Raw genomic sequence first — 21,918 nt, forward strand, 5'->3', positions numbered from 1 at the left:
AAATCCCCTCGCCACAATGGATATCAGCTGACCGTCCGCACCAGGCTTCCTGCCTTTGTGACCCGGCGGCGCTGTATCAGCAATCCGGACACGACCACCAGCACGCTGAGTAGCCCCGTCGCCAGGATTTCCACACGGTGGGCTTCCTGGAACAGCATGATGGTCAGGGCCCCGACGATGAAGATAATCACCGCGTAGGTCAGGCAGGGGAACAGCCACATGCTGAAGGCGATTTTTTCACCACGGGCCATGCGTTGCTTGCGCATACGCAGCTGCGAAACCGCGATGACCAGGTAAACCAACAACGCAATCGCACCCGAACTGGCCAGTAGGAACTCGAAGACCGCCGCCGGTGCCACGTAGTTGGCAAACACCGCGAGGAAGGCCGCAGCGGTCGACAGCATCACCGCCCAATAAGGCGTGCCACTTTTATTGGTGCGCTGGGACACGGCCGGTGCATCACCGCGCTTGCCCAACGAGAACATCATCCGGGACGCCGTATACAGGGCCGAGTTCAAGCAACTGGTGACCGCCACCAACACCACGATGTCGACGATCAACTTGGCATTGGGAATGCCCATGCGCTCCAGCACCGTCTGGTAGGAACCAACGCTGGCCAGGAGCGGGTCGTTCCAGGGCACCAAGGCCACGACGATGAAGATGGAGACGAGGTAGAACAAGCCGATCCGCCAGATTACCGAGTTGGTCGCCTTGGAAATCTGCTGGCCAGGGTTCTTCGATTCGGCCGCGGCGATGGTCACGATCTCGGTGCCCATGAACGAAAACATGGTAGTCAGGATCGCCCCTAGCACCGCGCCCATACCGTTGGGAAGAAAGCCCTGGGTGTCGAACAGGTGCGAAACGCCGCTGACCTGGCTGGTGGGCAGAAAACCAAAGATCGCCATCACACCCAACCCGATGAAGCCGATGATCGCCAGCACCTTGACCAGGGCGAACCAGAATTCGAACTCGCCGTAATTCTTCACGCTGAACAGGTTGGTGACCGTCAACAGCAGGGTAATGACCAGCGTGAACGCCCAGATTGCAACGTCCGGGAACCACGCATGCAGAATCGTTGCGGCAGCATTGGCCTCCAGCGGAATCACCAGGACCCAGAACCACCAGTAGAGCCAGCCGATGGTGAAACCGGCCCAGTGCCCAATCGCACGGTCCGCATACGTCGAGAAGGAGCCGGTGTCCGGCGAGGCCACCGCCATTTCGCCGAGCATCCGCATCACCAGCACCACCAAAGCACCTGCGGCAGCGTAGGCCAGCAGCACGGCGGGACCGGCCGCAGCGATCGCGTGGCCGGAACCGACGAACAGACCGGCGCCAATCACCCCGGCGATGGAAAGCATCGTCACATGACGGGGCTTGAGCCCTTGCGTCAGATTATCGGAAGTTTGCGTACCACTCATTGAGACAACCCTTGGCATTTGGATTTATTCGTACCACCTCGATCCCATCGTTTTCTGTAAATTTAAAAAAACGATGTGTAAGTTATTAAACACGCAAGTTTTACGCCAGAAAACCTGAGGACCCCGGTAGCCGGGGCTCTTCACAGATTCCTAACCCATTGAGAATGAAGGCTTTGTGCCAGGGTGTTACCCAGCTACCCCGTTTGTGACCGATGAGTCTTAAAGGACGCGGATATTTTTCGAGCGTAAAAAAAAGCCAACGCATGTGCGTTGGCTTTTGTAGGAGCGGAGCGCTGAAGAATCAGAAATCCAGGTTGGACACCGCCAGCGCGTTGCTCTCGATGAAGTCACGACGAGGCTCGACCGCATCACCCATCAAGGTGTTGAAGATCTGGTCCGCGCCAATGGCGTCTTCAATAGTGACTTTCAGCATCCGGCGCGAGCCTGGGTCCATGGTGGTTTCCCACAGCTGATCCGGGTTCATCTCACCCAGACCTTTGTATCGCTGGATGGTGTGGCGCTTGGTGCTTTCGGCCATCAGCCACTCAAGGGCTTCCTTGAACTCGGTCACGGCTTTCTTGCGTTCGCCACGTTGGATGTAGGCACCTTCGTCCAGCAGCGTGCTCAATTGCGCGCCGAGGGAAACCACGGTCTTGTAGTCGTTGCTGCCGAAGAAGTCGCGGTTGAAGGTGACGTAGTTCGACAGGCCGTGGGAGATCAGTTCGACCTCCGGCAGCCAGACGTTACGTTCACGGTCTTCACGCAGGCTGGCTTTGTAGACCAGGCCGGATTTCTCAACCGTGCGCAGGCGTACTTCGTACTGGGCCAGCCAATCCTGCATCGCTGCGTGATCGGACAGTTGCTCCACGCTCACGGCTGGCAGGTAGATGAAGTGCTCGGTCAGTTCCTGGGGGTACAGGCGCGACAGGCGCTTGAGGGTCTTCATCACCAGGCGGAAGTCGTTGACCAGGCGCTCAAGGGCTTCGCCGGAAATGCCTGGGGCATCTTCGTTCAGGTGCAGGCTCGCGTCTTCCAGGGCCGACTGCGTCATGTACTCTTCCATGGCGTCGTCGTCTTTGATGTATTGCTCTTGCTTGCCTTTCTTGACCTTGTACAGCGGCGGCTGGGCGATATAGATGTACCCGCGCTCGATCAGCTCCGGCAACTGACGGAAGAAGAACGTCAGCAGCAGGGTACGGATGTGCGAACCGTCGACGTCAGCATCGGTCATGATGATGATGTTGTGATAGCGCAGCTTGTCGATGTTGTACTCTTCGCGGCCAATGCCGCAGCCCAACGCCGTGATCAAGGTGCCGACTTCCTGGGAGGAAATCATCTTGTCGAAGCGCGCCTTCTCGACATTGAGGATCTTGCCCTTGAGCGGCAGGATGGCCTGGGTGCGACGGTTGCGACCCTGCTTGGCGGAACCGCCAGCAGAGTCACCTTCCACGAGGTACAGTTCGGACAGGGCAGGGTCCTTTTCCTGGCAGTCAGCCAGTTTGCCCGGCAGGCCGGCGATGTCCAGCGCGCCTTTACGGCGGGTCATCTCACGGGCCTTGCGCGCCGCTTCACGGGCACGGGCGGCGTCGATCATCTTGCCGACGACCAGCTTGGCTTCGTTCGGGTTCTCCAGCAGGAAATCGGAGAAGTACTTGCCCATTTCCTGTTCAACGGCGGTCTTCACTTCGGAAGACACCAGTTTGTCCTTGGTCTGGGAACTGAACTTCGGATCCGGCACCTTTACCGAAATGATCGCGGTCAGGCCTTCACGGGCATCGTCACCGGTGGTGGCGACTTTATGCTTCTTCGCCAGGCCTTCCTGTTCGATGTAGTTGTTCAGGTTACGGGTCAGCGCCGAACGGAAGCCCACCAGGTGGGTACCGCCGTCACGCTGCGGAATGTTATTGGTGAAGCACAACAGGTTCTCGTTGAAGCTGTCGTTCCACTGCAGGGCGATTTCCACGCCGATGCCGTCTTCACGCTGGACATTGAAGTGGAACACCTGGTTGACCGCGGTCTTGTTGGTGTTCAGGTATTCAACGAACGCGCGCAAGCCACCTTCGTACTTGAACAGCTCTTCCTTGCCGCTGCGCTCGTCCTTGAGGACGATGCCGACACCGGAGTTGAGGAAGGACAGTTCACGAATCCGCTTGGCCAGGATGTCCCAGCTGAAATGGATATTCTTGAAGGTTTCGCTCGAGGCCTTGAAATGGATCTGGGTGCCGGTGGACTCGCTGTCACCAACGATCGCCATCGGTGCCTGGGGCACGCCGTGGACGTAGGTCTGTTCCCAGATCTTGCCACTGCGGCGAACAGTCAGAACCAGTTGTTCAGACAGTGCGTTCACCACCGATACACCGACGCCGTGCAGACCGCCGGAGACCTTGTAGGAGTTGTCGTCGAACTTACCGCCGGCGTGGAGGACGGTCATGATGACCTCGGCGGCGGAAACGCCTTCCTCTTTGTGCACGTCTACCGGGATGCCACGGCCGTTGTCGCGAACGGTGATGGACTCATCCGGGTGGATGATGATGCTGATGTCGTCGCAATGGCCGGCGAGGGCTTCGTCGATGGAGTTGTCGACCACCTCGAACACCATGTGGTGCAGACCGCTGCCATCGTCGGTGTCACCAATGTACATACCGGGACGTTTGCGTACGGCATCCAGGCCTTTCAGCACTTTAATGCTCGTTGAGTCGTACGTATTTTCTTCGCTCAATGCCTTCACTCCCGATGGTCGTGGGTCTGGGTGATACGGCCCTGTTCCACGTGGAACAGAGCGACTGGCGTTTCCGTCTGCCAGCCTTCCCTCAATAATTCGTGGTCTACACAGGTGATGAACACCTGGCAGCGTAAGTCTTCCAGCAAGCGGCACAGCGCGCGACGGTGGGCTTCGTCCAGCTCGGACGGCAAGTCATCCACCAGATAAATACACTGACCGCGACGGGCCTGGCTGACCAGATGCCCCTGGGCGATACGCAAGGCACACACCACCAACTTCTGCTGCCCCCGGGACAAGATGTCCGCGGCGTTATGTGCGCCCAATCTGAGGCGCAAGTCAGCACGTTGTGGTCCGGCCTGGGTATGGCCCATCTGCTGGTCCCGCTGCAGCGAGCCAGCCAACACGGTGCTCAGTTCCCGGTCCTTGTCCCAGCCTCGGTAATAGCTGAGCGTCAGGCCCTCAAGCTCAACCAGTTCGCTCAAGGTCTGCTCGAAGACCGGTTTCAAGGCTTTGATGTAAGCGCGGCGGTATTCATCGATTTCAGCGCTGGCCTGGCACAGTTCCCTGTCCCAAACCGCTTGCGAAACGGCGTCAAGTGTACCATGTCGCAGCCAAGAGTTTCGCTGGCGCAGCGCCTTCTGCAGGCGTTGCCAAGTCGTCATGAAGCGCGGTTCCACGTGGAACACGCCCCAGTCGAGAAATTGCCGGCGAATCTTCGGTGCGCCCTCCAGCAGACGGAAGCTGTCCGGGTTGATCAACTGCAACGGCAGGATCTCCGCCAGCTGTGCTGCGCTGCGAGCGTTCTGCCCATCGATGCGGATCTGGAACTCGCCTTGCCGGTCCCGCGAGATCCCCAGGGCGCTATGGCCGCCTTCCGCCAGTTCCACCTGGCCGAACACCGTGCACGCCAGTTGATCGTACTGGATGACCGGTAACAGGCGGGTGCTGCGAAACGAACGGGCAAGCCCGAGCAGGTGCACGGCTTCCAGGACGCTGGTTTTGCCGCTGCCGTTGGCGCCGTAAAGGATATTGATGCGGGGGGAAGGGGAGAAGGTCACCGGGTGCAGATTGCGCACCGCGGTGACCGAGACGCGACTTAAGGACATCTAGCTGATTCTGATTACAGACGCATCGGCATGACAACGTAAGCCGAGTCGTCGTTGTCGGACTCTTGCACCAGCGCACTGCTGTTGGAGTCGGACAGGATCAGACGCACTTGCTCGGTAGTCATCACGCCCAGCACGTCCAGCAGATAGCTGACGTTGAAGCCGATTTCCAGGGAGCCGCCGTTGTACTCAACGCCCACTTCTTCTTCCGCTTCTTCCTGCTCCGGGTTGTTCGCCTGGATCTTCAGCTGACCATTGGCCAGTTGCAGACGAATGCCACGGTACTTCTCGTTGGACAAGATCGCGGTACGGCTGAAGGCTTCGCGCAGCGCTTGGCGATCGCCCAATACCAGCTTGTCGCCACCTTTTGGCAGCACGCGCTCGTAGTCCGGGAACTTGCCGTCCACCAGCTTCGACGTGAAGGTGAACTCGCCGGTAGTGGCGCGGATGTGGTGTTGGCCCAGCACGATGCTGACGTTGCCGTCCGGCTCGGTCAGCAGACGGGCCAGCTCCAGGATACCTTTACGCGGCACGATCACCTGATGGCGATCCGGCTGACCGATATCGGCCTGCATCGAGCACATGGCCAGGCGGTGCCCGTCGGTGGCGACGGCGCGGATAACGCCAGCGGAGACTTCCAGGAGCATGCCGTTGAGGTAATAACGCACGTCCTGCTGGGCCATGGCGAAACTGGTGCGTTCGATCAAACGACGCAATTTGCTCTGGTCCAGGCTACAGGTCAGCGAACCCGGGCCTTCTTCAACGGTCGGGAAATCGTTGGCGGGCAGTGTGGACAACGTGAAACGGCTACGACCGGCCTTGACCACGAGCTTCTGCTCATCGACCTTGATGTCGATCAGCGCATCGTTGGGCAGGCTCTTGCAGATGTCCATCAGCTTGCGCGCCGGCACGGTGATGGAACCCGGATCGGCCGGTTCTTCAAGCTGCACACGACCGACCAGCTCGACTTCCAGGTCGGTACCGGTCAGCGACAGTTGCTGGCCTTCGACAACCAGCAGCACGTTGGAAAGTACCGGCAAGGTCTGGCGGCGTTCGACGACGCCTGCGACCAGTTGCAGGGGTTTCAACAGGGCTTCGCGTTGAATGGTGAAATGCATGGTCTAGTCCCTTGCCTTAATAAGCTGCGCTGGTGGTCATCAAGTGGTCAGTGTACGCAGCAGGTTCTTGTAGTCCTCGCGGATGTCCGCGTCGGATTCCTTAAGTTCGTTGATCTTGCGGCAGGCGTGCAACACGGTGGTGTGGTCGCGTCCGCCAAACACATCGCCGATTTCCGGCAGGCTGTGGTTAGTCAGTTCCTTGGACAGGGCCATGGCCACCTGGCGCGGACGTGCCACCGAACGCGAACGGCGTTTGGACAGCAGGTCGGAGATCTTGATTTTGTAGTATTCGGCAACCGTTCGCTGAATGTTATCCACAGAAACCAATTTGTCCTGGAGCGCCAGCAGGTCCTTCAAGGATTCGCGAATCAGCTCGATGGTGATATCGCGGCCCATGAAGTGCGAGTGGGCGATCACCCGCTTGAGAGCGCCTTCGAGTTCACGCACGTTCGAGCGAATACGCTGGGCAATGAAGAAAGCCGCATCGTGAGGCAACTCGACCTTGGCCTGGTCGGCTTTTTTCATCAGGATCGCGACCCGGGTTTCCAGTTCCGGCGGCTCGACGGCCACCGTCAGGCCCCAGCCGAAGCGCGACTTGAGGCGTTCCTCAAGGCCTTCGATCTCTTTCGGGTAACGGTCACTGGTGAGAATGACCTGCTGCCCGCCTTCAAGCAATGCGTTGAAGGTGTGGAAAAACTCTTCCTGGGAGCGTTCCTTGCGAGCGAAGAACTGAATGTCGTCGATCAGCAAGGCATCCACCGAACGGTAGAAACGCTTGAACTCGTTGATGGCGTTCAGTTGCAGCGCCTTGACCATGTCGGCCACGAAACGCTCGGAATGCAGGTACACGACCTTGGCATTCGGATTCTTCTTTAATAAGTGGTTGCCCACCGCGTGCATCAAGTGAGTCTTACCCAAGCCTACGCCGCCATACAGGAAGAGCGGGTTGTAGCCATGCTTGGGGTTGTCCGCCACCTGCCAGGCCGCCGCGCGGGCCAGTTGGTTGGATTTACCTTCGACGAAGTTCTCGAAGGTAAAGGTCCGGTTCAGGTAGCTGGTGTGCTTGAGCGCACCTTCGACCTGGACGGTGCGCTGTTCGGCACGCACCGGAGCCTGCTGGGAGCTGGCACCAGCCATGGGGTCGAAGCTGTCCCGGGACGGCTCTTCGCTGACCTCGGCGACTTTTTGTGTGTTGCGTTTGCTCGGGGCAGGCGCGGGCGTCGGGGCGGCATGGTTGTTGACCGGTGCCGGCGCAGACTGTTGGGCCTGTGACGCGGCGGCGGCCAGCGGCGCATTGGGCGCGGCGCGAGGTGCCGAGCTGCGTTTGCTGCCTATTAATAAGGACAACGCTGGCGCCATGCCATTGCCATGCTCGTCGAGCAGTTCCATGACCCGGCCCAGGTACTTTTCGTTGACCCAGTCGAGAACGAAACGGTTCGGTGCATAGACACGCAACTCGTCGCCTTCGGCTTCGACCTGTAGTGGACGGATCCAAGTGTTGAATTGTTGGGCAGGCAGCTCATCGCGCAAAAGCTCCACGCACTGCTGCCAAAGTTCCACTGACACGGATATCCCCTAAGTTGAAAGCCGGTGAGGCAAAAACAAGCGGCCATTGTAGCGAGCAGACGTGCACTTATCCACACGCAGCTTGCTCATCGGCCATGATTTATCAGTGCGTTAACCGAGAGAAAGACGACCAGCGGTCGGTGGATAAGCTCTGTGGATAACCGTGCCTGAGGTCGTTGCACAACTGGGGGCGAAACTCAGTGGATAACCGGCCTGTGGATAACCCTGCATTCCACCCACAGGTTATCCGACAGCGCAGCACAGGCTGGTCACTGCTTTCCCGCGTAGTTGTCATTCTCTGTACATGGCGGATTACAAGGCCTTGACCTAGTTATCCACAGACAAGTGGCGGCCTAGCTTTTATAAGCTTTACAGAAAAGCTTTAAATAATTCCCTTCTTTATTTCTATATCTAGCGCTGTGTGATGAATCCGCCAAAAGCGCCTGGACATCTATTTAAAGGAAACGCTGGTTGGAAATTGACCTAGAGGCTTGCTTTCTCTAGAATCCCCGGTCTCTTAAAACGGGGGCCATTCCGGCCCGTTGTGGACGAACCAGGTAACACGACATGAAACGTACTTTCCAACCAAGCACTATCAAACGCGCTCGTACCCACGGTTTCCGTGCTCGCATGGCTACCAAGAACGGTCGTGCCGTCCTGTCGCGTCGTCGCGCCAAAGGTCGTGCGCGTCTGGCAGTTTGATAATCCGGCACTGGAGGTGAGTCAGGACTTCAGCCGGGAAAAGCGTCTGCTTACACCCCGGCATTTCAAGGCAGTCTTTGACTCCCCTACCGGCAAGGTTCCGGGGAAAAATCTCCTGCTCCTTGCGCGCAGCAACGATCTCGATCACCCCCGTCTCGGGCTGGTCATCGGGAAAAAGAGCGTCAAGCTCTCCGTTCAGCGCAATCGCCTCAAACGTCTGATGCGCGAATCGTTTCGCCTGAACCAGGATTCACTGGTCGGATGGGACATCGTTATCGTCGCGCGCAAAGGTTTGGGTGACGTAGAAAACCCCGAATTGATTCAGCATTTCGGCAAACTCTGGAAGCGTCTGGCGCGCAACAAGCCAGTACCAGCAGTCAACACCGAAACTGTAGGGGTAGACAGTCCCGATGCGTAAACTGGCACTCGTTCCGATCCAGTTTTATCGCTATGCCATTAGTCCTTTGATGGCCAGTCACTGTCGTTTCTACCCCAGTTGTTCCTGCTACGCGTACGAAGCCATAGAAAATCATGGCCTCCTGCGCGGTGGCTGGCTGACCTTTCGTCGTTTAGGTCGCTGTCATCCGTGGAATCCCGGCGGTTATGACCCGGTTCCGCCTATCCCTACCTCCCGTTCTTCTTCGATGGCCGAGTAATCATGGATATCAAACGCACGATCCTGATCGTCGCCCTGGCAATCGTGTCCTACGTCATGGTCCTTAAATGGAACCAGGACTATGGCCAGGCTGCCCTGCCGACTCAGAATGTTGCAGCCAGCAATACCGCACCGAGCCTGCCGGATGCTCCAGTTGGCAACAACGCTGCCAGCAATGACGACATCCCACGCGCGGCTAGCGATACCAGCGCTCCTGCCGAAGCCCCCGTGGCCGTAAGCAAAGATCTCATCCAGATCAAAACGGACGTGCTCGAGCTGGCAATCGATCCACAAGGTGGTGACGTCGCCCAGCTGAAACTGCCGCTGTACCCACGTCGCCAGGATCATCCGGAAATCCCGTTCCAGTTGTTCGACAACGGTAACGAGCGCACCTATCTGGCCCAAAGTGGCCTGATCGGTACCAACGGTCCGGATTCGAACCCGGCCGGTCGCCCGATCTACTCTACCGAGAAGAAGACTTATCAACTGGCTGACGGTCAGGACCAACTGGTCGTGGACCTGAAGTTCAGCAAGGACGGCGTCAACTACATCAAGCGTTTCACGGTGAAACGTGGGATGTACGACGTAACCGTCTCTTACCTGATCGACAACCAGAGCGCCCAGCCTTGGTCCGGCGCGATATTCGCGCAACTCAAGCGTGACGCCAGCGACGATCCTTCCTCGAGCACCGCCACCGGCACCGCGACTTACCTGGGCGCCGCCCTGTGGACAAGTTCGGAGCCGTACAAGAAAGTGTCCATGAAAGACATGGACAAGGCTCAGTTGAAGGAAACTGTCCAAGGTGGCTGGGTTGCCTGGCTGCAGCACTATTTTGTAACAGCTTGGATCCCGCAGAAAGGCGACAGCAACGTCGTCCAGACGCGTAAAGACAGCAAAGGCAACTTCATCATCGGTTACACCGGCCCGACATTGACTGCCGCGCCCGGTGCAAAAGCCGAAACCAGTGCCGTCCTGTACGCCGGTCCAAAAAGCCAGGCCGTGCTGAAAGAGTTGTCCCCAGGCCTGGAACTGACCGTTGACTATGGCTTCCTGTGGTTCATTGCCCAGCCTATCTTCTGGCTGCTGCAACATATCCACAGCCTTGTCGGCAACTGGGGTTGGTCGATCATTTTCCTGACCATGCTGATCAAGGGGATCTTCTTCCCATTGTCGGCCGCCAGCTACAAGTCGATGGCGCGCATGCGTGCAGTGGCACCGAAACTGGCCGCCCTGAAAGAACAACATGGCGATGACCGGCAGAAAATGTCCCAGGCCATGATGGAGCTGTACAAGAAAGAAAAGATCAACCCGCTGGGTGGTTGCTTGCCGATTCTCGTACAGATGCCTGTGTTCCTCGCGCTTTACTGGGTTCTGCTGGAAAGCGTGGAGATGCGTCAGGCACCGTTCATGCTGTGGATTACTGACCTGTCGATCAAGGATCCGTTCTTCATCCTGCCGATCATCATGGGCGCGACCATGTTCATCCAGCAGCAGCTGAACCCAACGCCACCGGATCCGATGCAGGCGAAGGTCATGAAAATGATGCCAATCATCTTCACCTTCTTCTTCCTGTGGTTCCCGGCGGGTCTTGTGCTGTACTGGGTTGTGAACAACGTGTTGTCCATCACTCAGCAGTGGTACATCACACGTAAGATCGAAGCGGCGACGAAAAAAGCCGAGGCGTAACTTGCTCTGTGGATAACCACACAAAACGCCCCCTAGTGGGGCGTTTTGCTATCTGCCACTTTTGTCTGGATACCGGTTTATGAGCGCACCGCGTGAAACCATCGCCGCCGTCGCCACCGCCCAAGGTCGTGGTGGTGTCGGCATCGTCCGTATTTCCGGCCCGTTGGCCAAGGTTGCGGCCAAAGCCATCAGCGGTCGAGAACTCAAACCGCGGTTCGCCCACTACGGCCCGTTTTTCAGTGACGACCAGCAGGTGCTCGACGAAGGGCTGGCCTTGTATTTCCCGGGACCGAATTCGTTCACGGGCGAAGACGTGCTGGAACTGCAAGGGCACGGTGGCCCCGTCGTGCAGGACATGCTGCTCAAGCGTTGCCTTGAACTGGGCTGTCGCCTGGCCAGGCCGGGGGAATTCAGTGAACGCGCTTTTCTCAACGACAAGCTCGACCTGGCCCAGGCCGAGGCGATTGCCGATCTGATCGAAGCCAGTTCCGCACAGGCCGCCCGCAACGCCTTGCGTTCCTTGCAGGGGGCGTTTTCCCAGCGTGTGCATAACCTCACCGAACAATTGATCGGGCTGCGGATATACGTCGAAGCCGCCATCGACTTTCCGGAGGAGGAAATCGACTTCCTCGCCGATGGCCATGTGCTGAGCATGCTCGATAAAGTGCGCGATGAGTTATCCACAGTACTACGCGAAGCCGGGCAGGGTGCCTTGTTGCGCGACGGGATGACGGTTGTGATCGCTGGACGACCGAATGCCGGCAAGTCCAGCCTATTGAATGCCCTGGCCGGCCGCGAGGCCGCGATCGTCACCGAGATCGCCGGCACCACCCGGGACATCCTCCGTGAACATATCCACATCGACGGCATGCCGCTGCACGTTGTGGATACCGCCGGTTTGCGCGACACCGAGGACCATGTGGAAAAAATTGGCGTTGAACGGGCACTCAAGGCCATCGGTGAAGCCGACCGGGTATTGCTGGTGGTGGATGCCACCGCACCGGAAGCGGACGATCCCTTTGCCTTGTGGCCGGAATTCCTCGAGGTCCGTCCGGATCCCGCGAAAGTCACGCTGATTCGCAACAAGGCCGACCTGACCGGAGAGGCGATTGTCCTTGAGGTCAGCAACGACGGCCACGTGACCATCAGCCTGAGCGCGAAGTCGGCGGGTGAAGGCCTGGAGCTGCTGCGCGAGCATCTCAAGGCCTGCATGGGCTATGAACAGACCTCGGAAAGCAGCTTCAGTGCCCGCCGGCGGCATCTTGAAGCGTTGCGCCATGCCAGCACGGCCCTCGAACACGGTCGCGCGCAGCTGACCTTGGCAGGGGCTGGGGAGTTGTTGGCTGAAGATTTGCGCCAGGCGCAACAGTCCCTGGGGGAAATTACCGGTGCCTTCAGCTCCGATGACCTGCTGGGACGAATCTTTTCCAGCTTCTGCATCGGTAAATAACCCCACCGGACTGACGACGAACCCGTGGCGAGGGAGCTTGCTCCCGCTCAGCTGCGAAGCAGTCGTAAACCGGCGGGTGCGGTGTGTCAGGTACTCCGGATTCGGCAGGTTTTGGGGCCGCTTCGCGACCCAGCGGGAGCAATCTCTGGCCACAGGCCTATCGTTCTTCAGCAACCACATTACGTCTTTGCAACCGGGTTTGTCCTCGAAAGCCTATCGAGCGCAACACAAACCCGGTCCCTCCTCTCTTTTTGACCCGATTGCCCTTGATGGCGGCTTGCCTGTGGACGCTGCTGTGACCAGGTAGCGGCTGTTTTCTATGGATTAAGCCCTGTGAATAACTGCCACTGAGGTCGGTTGATAAACCTCCTTCAAAACTGAAGATAAATGCCCCTGTGGATAACCACCCCATTCATCCACAGGCTTACACCGGTTATCCAAGCCCCTCATTGCCACATGACCACAGGGTTTTGAATCTCTGTACATAAGGTAATTCAAGGCCTACAGAACGTTATCCACAGAAAGGTAGGGCAGTAAGAATAAACATAAAAACAAAGATTTTATAAATTTCTTTCTTTTTTATTTTTTTAACCGCGAGTTCTCCACAGCTGGTTAAATTTTGTGCAAAGGGTTCTTTAGAAAGGGCGAAGTCCCTATACTTGCCGACCTGGTTCGAAAAACGCTCAGGACCAGACTCAAAACCTATTTCCGAATTACCTGAATAAAGCAGGCACGAGGTGCGTGGTGGATTTCCCTTCCCGTTTTGAAGTGATCGTCATCGGCGGCGGTCATGCCGGTACCGAGGCAGCACTTGCATCAGCACGCATGGGGGCAAAAACCCTGTTGCTGACGCATAACGTGGAAACCCTTGGCGCCATGAGCTGCAACCCTGCCATTGGTGGGATCGGCAAAAGCCACCTGGTCAAGGAAATCGATGCCCTTGGCGGTGCGATGGCCATGGCCACCGATAAAGGTGGTATCCAGTTTCGCGTATTGAACAGCCGTAAGGGCCCGGCCGTGCGCGCTACTCGCGCCCAGGCCGACCGCGTCCTGTACAAGGCCGCTGTCCGTGAAATCCTGGAAAACCAGCCGAACCTGTGGATATTTCAACAAGCAGCCGATGACCTGATCGTCGAGCAGGACCGTGTACGCGGTGTCGTCACACAAATGGGCCTGCGTTTCTTCGCAGATTGCGTGGTGTTGACCACCGGGACCTTCCTCGGCGGACTTATCCACATCGGCTTGCAGAATTTTTCCGGCGGTCGCGCCGGTGATCCGCCCTCGATTGCTCTGGCCCACCGTCTGCGTGAGTTGCCATTGCGTGTCGGGCGCCTGAAAACCGGTACGCCACCTCGCATCGACGGCAAGTCGGTGGATTTCTCGGTGATGACCGAGCAGCCTGGCGATACCCCGATCCCGGTGATGTCGTTCATGGGCAACAAGGAACAGCATCCACGGCAAGTCAGCTGCTGGATCACCCATACCAACGCTCGCACCCACGAAATCATCGCGGCGAACCTCGATCGTTCGCCGATGTATTCCGCTGCCGGTGAAATCGAAGGTGTTGGCCCGCGCTATTGCCCGTCGATCGAAGACAAGATCCATCGCTTTGCCGACAAGGAAAGCCACCAGGTATTCATCGAACCGGAAGGTTTGACTACCCATGAGCTGTATCCGAACGGGATATCCACAAGCCTGCCGTTCGACGTGCAATTGCAGATCGTGCAATCGATCCGTGGCATGGAGAACGCGCACATCGTGCGGCCGGGTTATGCGATCGAGTACGACTACTTCGATCCGCGCGATCTGAAGTACAGCCTGGAAACCAAAGTTATTGGCGGTCTGTTCTTCGCCGGGCAGATCAACGGCACTACCGGTTACGAAGAAGCGGGTGCCCAGGGTTTGCTCGCCGGCGTCAATGCCGCACTGCTCGCCAAGGGCAAGGAAGCCTGGTGCCCGCGTCGCGATGAGGCGTACATCGGTGTGCTGGTGGATGACCTGATTACCCTGGGTACCCAGGAACCGTATCGGATGTTCACCTCCCGGGCCGAATATCGCCTGATCCTGCGTGAAGACAACGCCGACCTGCGCCTGACCGAGAAAGGTCGCGAGCTGGGGTTGGTGGATGACGCGCGCTGGGCCGCGTTCTGCAAGAAACGCGAGAGTATTGAGCTGGAAGAGCAACGCCTGAAAAGCACCTGGGTGCGTCCCGGTACTGAGCAGGGCGATGCCATCGCGGCGAAATTCGGCACGCCGCTGACCCACGAATACAACCTGCTGAACCTCTTGAGCCGCCCGGAAATCGATTACGCCGGGCTGGTGGAAGTGACCGGTCAGGGCGCTGAAGATCCGCAAGTGGCCGAGCAGGTCGAGATCAAGACCAAATACGCCGGTTACATCGACCGCCAGCAGGACGAAATCGCCCGCCTGCGCGCTAGCGAAGACACCAAGCTGCCTGTGGATATCGATTACACCGGCATTTCCGGGTTGTCGAAAGAAATCCAGGGCAAGCTCGGTGCGACCCGTCCAGAAACCCTGGGCCAGGCCTCGCGCATTCCAGGCGTCACGCCGGCGGCGATTTCCCTGTTGATGATTCATTTGAAAAAACGCGGCGCGGGCCGCCAGTTGGAGCAAAGCGCTTGAGTTCGATGGTCACCTCGCAACACGCTGAAGAGTTATCCACAGGTGCCCGTCAGCTCGGCGTCAGCCTGACCGAAGCCCAGCACGCGCAGTTGCTGGGTTATCTGGCGCTGTTGATCAAATGGAACAAGGCCTACAACCTGACCGCCGTGCGCGATCCGGATGAAATGGTCTCACGGCATTTGCTCGACAGCCTCAGCGTCATGTCCTTCATCGAAAATGGTCGCTGGCTGGATGTCGGCAGCGGCGGCGGCATGCCGGGGATCCCGCTGGCCATCCTGTTTCCCGAGTCGCAAGTGACCTGTTTGGACAGCAACGGCAAGAAAACCCGTTTCCTGACCCAGGTCAAACTCGAACTCAAACTGGATAACTTGCAAGTTATCCACAGCCGTGTCGAAGCATTCCAGCCTGCCGAGCCGTTCAATGGAATCATTTCCCGGGCGTTCAGCAGCATGGAGAACTTCAGCAACTGGACTCGCCACCTGGGCGACGCCGATACGCGCTGGCTGGCAATGAAGGGCGTTCATCCGGCCGATGAGCTGGTAGCATTGCCGGCAGACTTCCACCTCGATAGCGAACACGCCTTGGCCGTACCTGGTTGCCAAGGCCAACGCCATCTGCTGATACTGCGCCGCACGGCATGATTGGGAACACAAGCAAGAATGGCTAAGGTATTCGCGATAGCGAACCAGAAAGGTGGTGTGGGCAAGACCACCACCTGCATCAACCTCGCAGCATCCCTGGTCGCGACCAAGCGCCGGGTGCTGTTGATCGATCTCGATCCACAGGGCAACGCCACCATGGGCAGCGGTGTGGATAAGCATGGCCTGGAAAACTCCATCTACGACGTCCTGATCGGCGAATGCGATCTGGGCCAGGCCATGCACTTCTCCGAACACGGCGGTTATCAACTGCTGCCGGCCAACCGTGACCTGACGGCGGCCGAAGTGGTGCTGCTGGAAATGCAGATGAAGGAAAGCCGCCTGCGCAGCGCCTTGGCGCCGATCCGGGAAAACTACGACTACATCCTGATCGATTGCCCGCCGTCGCTGTCGATGCTGACCCTCAACGCCCTTGTGGCAGCCGATGGGGTCATTATCCCCATGCAGTGCGAGTACTTCGCCCTGGAAGGGTTGAGCGACCTTGTGGATAACATCAAGCGCATCGCCGAACTGCTGAACCCGGAACTGAAGGTCGAAGGCCTGCTGCGGACCATGTATGACCCGCGCCTGAGCCTGATGAACGACGTTTCGGCCCAGCTCAAGGAACACTTCGGCGAGCAGCTCTACGACACGGTCATCCCGCGTAACATCCGCCTGGCCGAAGCCCCGAGCTACGGCATGCCGGCCCTGGCCTACGACAAACAATCCCGTGGTGCGCTGGCTTACCTGGCCCTGGCGGGCGAGATGGTTCGCCGTCAGCGCCGCAACCCACGCACCGCTGCAGCCCAGCCAACTTAAGGAAACCCCATGGCCGTCAAGAAACGAGGTCTCGGACGTGGACTGGATGCACTGCTCAGCGGTCCGACCGTCAGTTCGCTGGAAGAACAGGCCGTGCAGGCCGACCAGCGCGAGCTGCAGCACCTGCCCCTGGACCTGATCCAGCGCGGCAAATACCAGCCGCGCCGGGACATGGACCCGCAGGCGCTGGAAGAATTGGCCCAATCGATCAAGAGCCAGGGCGTGATGCAGCCGATCGTGGTCCGGCCGATCGCCAATGGCCGCTTCGAGATCATCGCCGGCGAACGCCGCTGGCGCGCGAGCCAGCAGGCCGGCCAGGAAACCATCCCGGCAATGGTTCGCGACGTCCCGGATGAAACGGCCATCGCCATGGCGTTGATCGAGAACATCCAGCGTGAAGACCTCAACCCGATCGAGGAAGCCGTGGCCCTGCAGCGCTTGCAGCAGGAGTTCCAGCTGACCCAGCAACAAGTTGCCGAGGCGGTGGGCAAGTCCCGCGTGACCGTGGCCAACCTGTTGCGCCTGATTGCGTTGCCGGAAGTCATCAAGACCATGCTCTCCCATGGCGACCTGGAAATGGGTCATGCCCGGGCATTGCTCGGTTTACCGGAAAATCAACAGGTTGAAGGGGCGCGACATGTTGTCGCACGCGGCCTTACCGTGCGCCAAACCGAGGCACTGGTTCGTCAATGGTTGAGCGGTAAACCCGCCCCTGTCGAAGCGCCCAAACCTGATCCGGATATCGCCCGCCTTGAACAGCGCCTGGCCGAGCGCCTGGGCTCTGCGGTGCAGATTCGCCACGGAAAGAAGGGCAAAGGGCAGCTGGTGATTGGCTATAACTCTCTCGATGAGCTGCAAGGTGTTCTCGCGCACATTCGCTGAAACAATTGCTCTTGTAGCGCGCAGTCGGAAATCACTACCTGAAGGTTGAATAGGGGCAGAACCGCCCCTATACTCTGCGCGCATTTTGTCGGCACAAATTATGCCAAGTTATTGAATTATGGCGGCCGACTATTGGAGAGCAAAAGCGATGGAAACCCGCACGCCAAACCGCTTGCCGTTCCATCGTCTGGCAGTTTTCCCGGTTCTGATGGCTCAATTTACCGTCGTACTGATCGCCACATTGGCGCTCTGGCAATGGAAAGGAGTCGTCGCCGGATACTCAGGGCTTTGCGGAGGCCTGATAGCCTTGCTTCCCAATATTTACTTTGCTCACAGGGCCTTTCGGTTTTCCGGCGCCCGAGCAGCCCAGGCTATCGTCCGGTCTTTTTATGCCGGCGAGGCGGGGAAACTGATTTTGACGGCAGTGCTGTTTGCATTGACGTTCGCAGGTGTGAAGCCATTGGCGCCGCTGGCTGTATTCGGCGTCTTCGTGCTGACCCAACTGGTCAGCTGGTTCGCTCCCCTGCTAATGAGAACAAGACTTTCGAGACCTTAGGGCGTTTGAGGCAACCATGGCAGAGACAACCGCTTCGGGCTATATCCAGCACCACTTGCAGAACCTGACCTTCGGTCAGCTACCTAACGGCGGCTGGGGCTTCGCCCATACCGCAGCAGAAGCCAAGGAAATGGGCTTCTGGGCTTTCCACGTCGATACCCTCGGCTGGTCGGTCGCACTGGGCCTGATCTTCGTTCTTCTTTTCCGCATGGCGGCCAAGAAGGCGACCTCCGGTCAGCCAGGTGCACTGCAGAACTTCGTTGAAGTACTGGTCGAATTCGTCGATGGCAGCGTGAAAGACAGCTTCCATGGCCGCAGCCCGGTGATCGCACCGCTGGCACTGACCATCTTCGTCTGGGTGTTCCTGATGAACGCCATCGACCTGGTACCGGTCGACTGGATTCCTCAGCTGGCCATCCTGATCTCCGGCGATGCACACATCCCATTCCGCGCCGTGTCGACCACCGACCCGAACGCGACCCTGGGCATGGCGTTCTCGGTTTTCGCACTGATCATTTTCTATAGCATCAAGGTCAAGGGCATCGGCGGCTTCATCGGCGAACTGACCCTGCACCCGTTCGGCAGCAAGAACATCCTCGTTCAAGCCCTGCTGATCCCGGTGAACTTCCTGTTGGAATTCGTGACCCTGATCGCCAAGCCGATTTCTCTGGCACTGCGTCTGTTCGGCAACATGTATGCCGGCGAACTGGTGTTCATCCTGATCGCTGTGATGTTCGGCAGCGGCCTGCTGTGGCTCAGCGGTCTGGGTGTAGTCCTGCAATGGGCGTGGGCGGTGTTCCACATCCTGATCATCACCCTGCAGGCGTTCATCTTCATGATGCTGACCATCGTCTACCTGTCGATGGCGCACGAAGAAAACCATTAAGGCCAGTCTCGACTAGTCTGATGTCCTTCCCGGTCAAACGGGAAGGAGCCCATCCGGGCTGAGAAACGATTTGTTTTACCGCTTTAATCTAAAAAACCTAAACCATACGACGTAAAAGTCGGGAGGAAAGATGGAAACTGTAGTTGGTCTAACCGCTATCGCTGTTGCACTGTTGATCGGCCTGGGCGCACTGGGTACCGCAATTGGTTTCGGCCTGTTGGGCGGCAAGTTCCTGGAAGGCGCAGCGCGTCAGCCAGAAATGGTTCCAATGCTGCAAGTCAAAATGTTCATCGTGGCCGGTCTGCTCGACGCCGTGACCATGATCGGTGTTGGTATCGCGCTGTTCTTCACCTTTGCGAACCCGTTCGTTGGTCAAATCGCTGGCTAATTACTCGGATGTCTCGAGTAGATTGGTGTGATGGACAACGTAACTGCGAGGTGTTGGCGTGAACATTAATGCGACCCTGATTGGCCAGTCCGTTGCGTTCCTGATTTTTGTACTGTTCTGCATGAAGTTCGTATGGCCTCCGGTCATTGCGGCATTGCACGAACGTCAAAAGAAGATCGCTGATGGTCTGGACGCTGCCAGCCGTGCAGCTCGCGACCTGGAGTTGGCCCATGAGAAAGTGGGTCAGCAACTGCGCGAAGCGAAGGCTCAGGCAGCTGAAATCATCGAGCAAGCCAAGAAACGCGGTACCCAGATTGTCGACGAAGCCCGTGAACAGGCTCGCGTCGAAGCTGACCGTGTGAAGGCTCAGGCTCAAGCCGAGATCGAACAGGAACTCAACAGTGTCAAAGACGCGCTGCGTGCCCAAGTGGGTAGCCTGGCCGTTGGCGGTGCTTCGAAGATCCTGGGTGCCACAATCGATCAAAACGCGCACGCAGAGCTGGTTAACCAACTGGCTGCTGAAATCTAAGCGAGGGCGATCATGGCAGAACTGACCACGTTGGCCCGACCTTACGCTAAGGCGGCCTTCGAGCACGCTCAGGCCCACCAGCAACTGGCCAATTGGTCAGCCATGCTCGGCCTGGCAGCAGCGGTGTCGCAAGACGACACCATGCAGCGCGTGCTCAAGGCCCCGCGACTGACGAGCGCAGAAAAGGCCGCCACGTTCATTGACGTGTGCGGCGACAAGTTCGATGCCAAGGCACAGAATTTCATTCACGTCGTTGCCGAAAACGACCGTCTCCCGCTTCTGCCGGAGATCGCCGCTCTTTTCGACCTGTACAAGGCCGAGCAAGAGAAGTCGGTAGACGTGGAAGTGACCAGTGCTTTCGCATTGAACCAAGAACAGCAAGACAAACTCGCCAAGGTTCTCAGTGCACGACTCAACCGGGAAGTGCGCCTGCAAGTCGAGGAAGACAAGTCCCTGATTGGGGGCGTTGTCATCCGCGCCGGCGACCTGGTTATCGATGGCTCGATTCGCGGCAAAATCGCGAAACTTGCCGAAGCATTGAAATCTTGAGTTTGAAGGGGCAGCAGAGCAATGCAGCAACTCAATCCTTCCGAAATAAGTGAAATTATCAAGGGCCGCATCGAAAAGCTCGATGTGACCTCCCAAGCCCGTAACGAAGGCACTGTCGTCAGCGTATCTGACGGCATCGTGCGGATTCACGGTCTGGCCGACGTCATGTACGGCGAGATGATCGAGTTTCCGGGCGGCGTCTACGGTATGGCCCTCAACCTGGAGCAAGACTCTGTAGGTGCCGTGGTATTGGGCGCGTACACGACGCTGGCTGAAGGCATGAGCGCCAAGTGCACCGGCCGCATCCTCGAAGTTCCGGTAGGTAAGGAACTGCTGGGTCGCGTTGTCGACGCACTGGGTAACCCTGTTGACGGCAAAGGTCCGCTGAACAACACCGAGACCGACGCGGTCGAGAAAGTTGCTCCAGGCGTGATCTGGCGTAAGTCGGTAGACCAGCCTGTACAGACTGGCTACAAGGCTGTCGATGCCATGATCCCTGTCGGCCGTGGCCAGCGTGAGCTGATCATCGGTGACCGTCAGATCGGTAAGACCGCTCTGGCGATCGACGCGATCATCAACCAGAAAAACAGCGGCATCTTCTGCGTTTACGTGGCAATCGGTCAGAAGCAATCGACCATCGCCAACGTGGTTCGCAAGCTGGAAGAGAACGGCGCCCTGGCCAACACGATCATCGTGGCTGCCAGTGCTTCGGAATCGGCCGCACTGCAATTCCTGGCACCGTACTCCGGTTGCACCATGGGCGAGTACTTCCGCGACCGCGGTGAAGACGCGCTGATCGTTTATGACGATCTGTCCAAGCAAGCAGTGGCTTACCGCCAGATTTCCCTGCTGCTGCGCCGTCCACCAGGCCGTGAAGCCTACCCAGGCGACGTGTTCTATCTCCACTCCCGTCTGCTGGAGCGCGCATCCCGCGTTTCGGAAGAGTACGTAGAGAAGTTCACCAATGGCGCCGTGACTGGCAAGACCGGTTCCCTGACCGCTCTGCCGATCATTGAAACCCAGGCTGGCGACGTTTCCGCGTTCGTTCCGACCAACGTGATCTCCATCACCGACGGTCAGATCTTCCTGGAATCGGCCATGTTCAACTCGGGCATCCGTCCTGCTGTGAACGCCGGTGTTTCGGTATCCCGTGTGGGTGGTGCCGCTCAGACCAAGATCATCAAGAAGCTGTCCGGTGGTATCCGTACCGCCCTGGCCCAGTACCGTGAACTGGCAGCATTCGCCCAGTTCGCTTCTGACCTGGACGAAGCGACCCGTAAGCAACTTGAGCATGGTCAGCGCGTTACCGAGCTGATGAAGCAGAAGCAATACGCACCAATGTCGATCGCTGACATGGCGCTGTCGCTGTATGCCGCTGAGCGTGGGTTCCTGACTGACATTGAAATCGCCAAGATCGGCAGCTTCGAACAAGCGCTGATCGCTTTCTTCAACCGCGATCACGCCGATTTGATGGCCAAGATCAACGTTAAAGGTGACTTCAATGACGAAATCGACGCTGGCCTCAAGGCCGGTATCGAGAAGTTCAAGGCCACCCAAACCTGGTAAGCCGCAGCGGGAGCCGCAAGGCTCCCGCTTGCTAACCTG

Annotated in this window: 20 protein-coding genes; 15 read left to right on the forward strand and 5 right to left on the reverse strand. The window is 58.2% G+C overall.

The features are described 5' to 3' along the window. Positions 1-23: 23 nt before the first annotated feature. The 5 genes from gabP to dnaA all read right to left on the reverse strand — a co-directional run bounded on the left by gabP (position 24) and on the right by dnaA (position 7,930). Complete coding sequence (gabP, locus tag J3361_RS07270) at positions 24-1,418, reverse strand: GABA permease (RefSeq protein ID WP_207963598.1); 1,395 nt, start codon at positions 1,416-1,418, stop codon at positions 24-26. Positions 1,419-1,719: 301 nt separating this feature from the next. Beyond that, positions 1,720-4,137 carry a DNA topoisomerase (ATP-hydrolyzing) subunit B gene (gene gyrB / locus J3361_RS07275; protein WP_207963599.1) on the reverse strand — a complete coding sequence of 806 codons (2,418 nt, stop codon included), beginning with the start codon at positions 4,135-4,137 and terminating at the stop codon, positions 1,720-1,722. A gap of 5 nt (positions 4,138-4,142) precedes the next feature. Beyond that, positions 4,143-5,246 (reverse strand): DNA replication/repair protein RecF, encoded by a 1,104-nt coding sequence (recF, locus tag J3361_RS07280; protein ID WP_003196148.1) that lies wholly within the window; start codon positions 5,244-5,246, stop codon positions 4,143-4,145. A gap of 14 nt (positions 5,247-5,260) precedes the next feature. Further along, positions 5,261-6,364, reverse strand: coding sequence for a DNA polymerase III subunit beta (dnaN, locus tag J3361_RS07285; RefSeq protein ID WP_003196145.1), 1,104 nt, complete (start codon positions 6,362-6,364; stop codon positions 5,261-5,263). 39 nt (positions 6,365-6,403) lie between these two features. Beyond that, on the reverse strand, positions 6,404-7,930 hold the full coding sequence (gene dnaA, locus J3361_RS07290; protein WP_207963601.1) for a chromosomal replication initiator protein DnaA: 1,527 nt from the start codon (positions 7,928-7,930) through the stop codon (positions 6,404-6,406). A 567-nt stretch (positions 7,931-8,497) separates the two neighbouring features. On the opposite strand from dnaA, the gene rpmH reads away from it, so the two are divergent. From rpmH to atpA, 15 genes are all read left to right on the forward strand, one after another. Continuing rightward, positions 8,498-8,632 carry a 50S ribosomal protein L34 gene (rpmH, locus tag J3361_RS07295; RefSeq protein WP_003213577.1) on the forward strand — a complete coding sequence of 45 codons (135 nt, stop codon included), beginning with the start codon at positions 8,498-8,500 and terminating at the stop codon, positions 8,630-8,632. A 16-nt stretch (positions 8,633-8,648) separates the two neighbouring features. Then, entirely contained in the window at positions 8,649-9,050 is a 402-nt protein-coding gene (rnpA, locus tag J3361_RS07300; protein ID WP_003207107.1) for a ribonuclease P protein component, read from the forward strand. Further along, positions 9,043-9,288, forward strand: coding sequence for a membrane protein insertion efficiency factor YidD (yidD, locus tag J3361_RS07305; RefSeq protein ID WP_010465488.1), 246 nt, complete (start codon positions 9,043-9,045; stop codon positions 9,286-9,288). Before rnpA ends, yidD begins: the two co-directional genes overlap by 8 nt. Positions 9,289-9,290: 2 nt before the next feature. After that, entirely contained in the window at positions 9,291-10,973 is a 1,683-nt protein-coding gene (yidC, locus tag J3361_RS07310; protein ID WP_207963603.1) for a membrane protein insertase YidC, read from the forward strand. A 79-nt stretch (positions 10,974-11,052) separates the two neighbouring features. After that, positions 11,053-12,423, forward strand: coding sequence for a tRNA uridine-5-carboxymethylaminomethyl(34) synthesis GTPase MnmE (mnmE, locus tag J3361_RS07315; protein ID WP_207963605.1), 1,371 nt, complete (start codon positions 11,053-11,055; stop codon positions 12,421-12,423). A 744-nt stretch (positions 12,424-13,167) separates the two neighbouring features. Beyond that, positions 13,168-15,066, forward strand: coding sequence for a tRNA uridine-5-carboxymethylaminomethyl(34) synthesis enzyme MnmG (gene mnmG / locus J3361_RS07320; RefSeq protein ID WP_207963607.1), 1,899 nt, complete (start codon positions 13,168-13,170; stop codon positions 15,064-15,066). Positions 15,067-15,071: 5 nt separating this feature from the next. After that, positions 15,072-15,707, forward strand: a complete 636-nt coding sequence (gene rsmG / locus J3361_RS07325) for a 16S rRNA (guanine(527)-N(7))-methyltransferase RsmG (protein ID WP_207963714.1) — start codon at positions 15,072-15,074, stop codon at positions 15,705-15,707. Positions 15,708-15,725: 18 nt separating this feature from the next. Then, positions 15,726-16,523: a ParA family protein gene (locus J3361_RS07330; RefSeq protein ID WP_003187199.1), complete on the forward strand. Its 798-nt coding sequence runs from the start codon at positions 15,726-15,728 to the stop codon at positions 16,521-16,523. A 9-nt stretch (positions 16,524-16,532) separates the two neighbouring features. Then, positions 16,533-17,405 (forward strand): ParB/RepB/Spo0J family partition protein, encoded by an 873-nt coding sequence (locus J3361_RS07335; RefSeq protein ID WP_053126822.1) that lies wholly within the window; start codon positions 16,533-16,535, stop codon positions 17,403-17,405. Positions 17,406-17,553: 148 nt separating this feature from the next. After that, a complete protein-coding gene (locus tag J3361_RS07340; RefSeq protein WP_053126821.1) occupies positions 17,554-17,961 on the forward strand; it encodes a F0F1 ATP synthase subunit I in 408 nt (135 codons plus the stop codon). 16 nt (positions 17,962-17,977) lie between these two features. Continuing rightward, entirely contained in the window at positions 17,978-18,847 is an 870-nt protein-coding gene (gene atpB / locus J3361_RS07345; protein ID WP_039593180.1) for a F0F1 ATP synthase subunit A, read from the forward strand. 130 nt (positions 18,848-18,977) lie between these two features. Then, positions 18,978-19,235: a F0F1 ATP synthase subunit C gene (gene atpE / locus J3361_RS07350; protein ID WP_003097235.1), complete on the forward strand. Its 258-nt coding sequence runs from the start codon at positions 18,978-18,980 to the stop codon at positions 19,233-19,235. 58 nt (positions 19,236-19,293) lie between these two features. Beyond that, on the forward strand, positions 19,294-19,764 hold the full coding sequence (locus J3361_RS07355) for a F0F1 ATP synthase subunit B (protein ID WP_030139033.1): 471 nt from the start codon (positions 19,294-19,296) through the stop codon (positions 19,762-19,764). A gap of 12 nt (positions 19,765-19,776) precedes the next feature. Further along, on the forward strand, positions 19,777-20,313 hold the full coding sequence (locus J3361_RS07360; RefSeq protein ID WP_003187192.1) for a F0F1 ATP synthase subunit delta: 537 nt from the start codon (positions 19,777-19,779) through the stop codon (positions 20,311-20,313). Positions 20,314-20,334: 21 nt separating this feature from the next. Beyond that, positions 20,335-21,879 carry a F0F1 ATP synthase subunit alpha gene (gene atpA, locus J3361_RS07365; RefSeq protein ID WP_024777788.1) on the forward strand — a complete coding sequence of 515 codons (1,545 nt, stop codon included), beginning with the start codon at positions 20,335-20,337 and terminating at the stop codon, positions 21,877-21,879. Positions 21,880-21,918 lie beyond the last annotated feature (39 nt).

Origin of the sequence: Pseudomonas sp. OA65 (assembly GCF_017498305.1) — a bacterium.
Classification (GTDB): domain Bacteria; phylum Pseudomonadota; class Gammaproteobacteria; order Pseudomonadales; family Pseudomonadaceae; genus Aquipseudomonas; species Aquipseudomonas zanjanensis.